Source organism: Candidatus Accumulibacter vicinus, assembly GCF_000584955.1.
Taxonomy (GTDB): domain Bacteria; phylum Pseudomonadota; class Gammaproteobacteria; order Burkholderiales; family Rhodocyclaceae; genus Accumulibacter; species Accumulibacter vicinus.
Map to the genome: position 1 here is coordinate 1268 of NZ_JDSS02000042.1, position 2347 is coordinate 3614.

Below are 2347 nucleotides of genomic sequence, written 5' to 3' on the forward strand. Positions count from 1 at the left end.
GGGTCGCGTTAGCGACCCTGTTTAGCCGCTTTGAGCGGCTCACATATTGAAAGCCCCCGGCTCTGCCGGGGGATGGTTACCTCCGCAACATAAACCCACCGGCTTTAGCCGGTGGTTGTTTAGGTCAAGGCATAAGGAGCGTTTGTGCACCTTGTTTGTGATTCCCTGACGCGATGTGCAACTTTTAGACCGTGACCAAGCCTTCAAACTCCAGCAGTGGCCGGCCCAAGGACTTGTTGATAAGGACGCCCAAGGTATGCGCGGCCACCTTCCTGTAGATGCGAGAAACCAATGGCCAGAGTTTTCGCGCACCGTTACGTTCCATGGAAAAGCGTTCTGCCAGTTGTCCGATGACCGTTTCGATACGGCGGCGCACCGAGACGATTTGCGCCACGAACGATTTCGGACGCGAATCCCTCATGTTGTCGCGCAAAGGCGTATGGAGCGCGATACCCATTCCGGACAGATCCTCGGTCAGGACGGGACGTATGAAGCCCTTGTCGCCGAGCAAGGCACCGCGAATGCGCTCCAGGGGCAGGTCGAAGACGGAATCGCGTTCATCCATACTGGCCGCGGTCAGGGTGACGCCCGCAATGACGCCTTCCGCCGTCGTGAGCAGCATGGCGTGGAAGCCGAAGTAATACTGGTCTTTGGAGGCGCAGAATCCCCAATCCGCTTCCCCGCGGAAGACCGTGTGGCGACTCACCCGTTTTGGGTGGCACACGGGGACAGGGAACCCGTCTACCAGATGCACGGGAGCCTCGAACGCACCCAGCGTCCCGGCCCAGTGTTGATGCAGGAGGGCTTTGATCTGCCAAAGGTTGGCCAGTTGCCGGACGAAGGTCGAACGGTCGCCCAAGTGGGGAAACCAGGGGGCCCAGTGTCGGCGCCAGTACTCCCAGATAGCCTTGTCACTGTGATACCCGAGAAACGCGCCGACAAACTCCATCGTCAGCGCCTCCGCATCGGATAACTTGGGCGGAAATCCCCGACTGCGGGGATTTCCGCCAGGCACAACGACCTCAAGAGCCGTGCAGAGATGGCAATAGATGGTGATGATGAAGGTTTCGAGGGACATGGCTGGCTCCGGGTGTGTAAAACTCAGTAGTCATGGCGACTCGTCAAAAAGTTGCACATCGCGTTTCCCTGGGTGTCGCGGGGATCAACGGGCTGGCCTTCGGGGGCGCGTTCGGCACCATGCTGTTAAAGGTGGCATCCTGGCGCATGGCTTCGCCCGTGCCCGCTGCGGACCATCCGCGGATCGGCCCCATCCGACGTTTGCACGCGCCGCCGGCGGCCGGATTCTAGTCCGACCCTCGCCGACAGCAGCGCCGGCAAAGGGCGATATAGACGATCGCATTCAGCAGCAGCACCCCGGCGCCGATGGCGACTTGGGTTTCGCGCGTCAGCCAGTCCGGGTAGATCAGCGGCACCAGCATCCGGGCGAGGAAATCGCCCTCGCTGACGCCCTGTCCTGCCAGCGCGCCGAAACGGACCTCGAGTTCGGTGAGCGGGCAGGTCCAGCCGAACAGCTCGACCGCACCACCCCAGACGACGGCCGGCACGTGCAGCCAGGCGAGGGGCGGCGAACGCCAGACCAGCGCGCCACCGAAGACGACGAAGCAGACGAAGGCGAAATGGGCGGACACGACAAGGTCGCCGAGCAGGCGCCAGTGCGTCTCGCCCATGTTCAAAGCGCCTTGAGGAAACGGCCGATGCGCGGGTCGCCGAGATAGGCCACGTTGAAGCGCAGGTAGGGCGTCGCCTGCAATTGCGGCCGGAACAGGTTGCCCGGCGCGAGGACAATGCCGTTTCCGGCCGCGTCGCGCGCCAGTTCGACCGGATCGTGATCGGGACGCGCGGCCCAGACAAACATGCCGCCGTTCGGCTCGGCGAACGGGCGAAAGCCGGCACGGTCGAGCAGCTCCAATCCGTCGTCCATCGCCTGTGCGAGGCGGCCGCGCAGACGCTCGATCGTCTTGCGGTAATGCCCCTCGATCAGCATGTCGTGGATCAGCCGCTCTGCGAACTCGGAACTGCCGACCGATGTGAACAGCTTGACGTCGGTGAAGGTACGCACGAGGTCAGGCCGCGCCGCGAGGAAGCCGACGCGCAGGTTGGCCGACAGGGTTTTCGAGAAGCTGCCGACGTAGATCACGCGATCGAGCCCGTCGAGCGCGGCGAGACGGTGCGCGTGGCCCGGATGGTAGTCGCCGTAGGTATCGTCCTCGACGATCGGCAGGTCGTGCCGCGCGGCCAGTTGCAGCACGCGGTGCGCGACCGTCGCCGACAGGTTGCCCGAGGTCGGGTTGTGCAGCACCGAATGGGTGATGAAGACGCGCGGCTT

At 63.5% G+C, this 2347-nt stretch carries 3 protein-coding genes; all 3 read right to left on the reverse strand.

Annotated elements, in window-relative coordinates; genetic code table 11:
- Positions 1-184: 184 nt before the first annotated feature.
- Positions 185-1078 carry an IS982 family transposase gene (locus CAPSK01_RS18000; RefSeq protein ID WP_034929989.1) on the reverse strand — a complete coding sequence of 298 codons (894 nt, stop codon included), beginning with the start codon at positions 1076-1078 and terminating at the stop codon, positions 185-187.
- 226 nt (positions 1079-1304) lie between these two features.
- Positions 1305-1688, reverse strand: a complete 384-nt coding sequence (locus CAPSK01_RS18010) for a DUF2784 domain-containing protein (protein WP_034929995.1) — start codon at positions 1686-1688, stop codon at positions 1305-1307.
- Between the two features lie 2 nt (positions 1689-1690).
- Positions 1691-2347: PLP-dependent aminotransferase family protein (locus CAPSK01_RS18015; RefSeq protein WP_034929997.1), on the reverse strand; the 657-nt coding region annotated here is incomplete at its 5' end.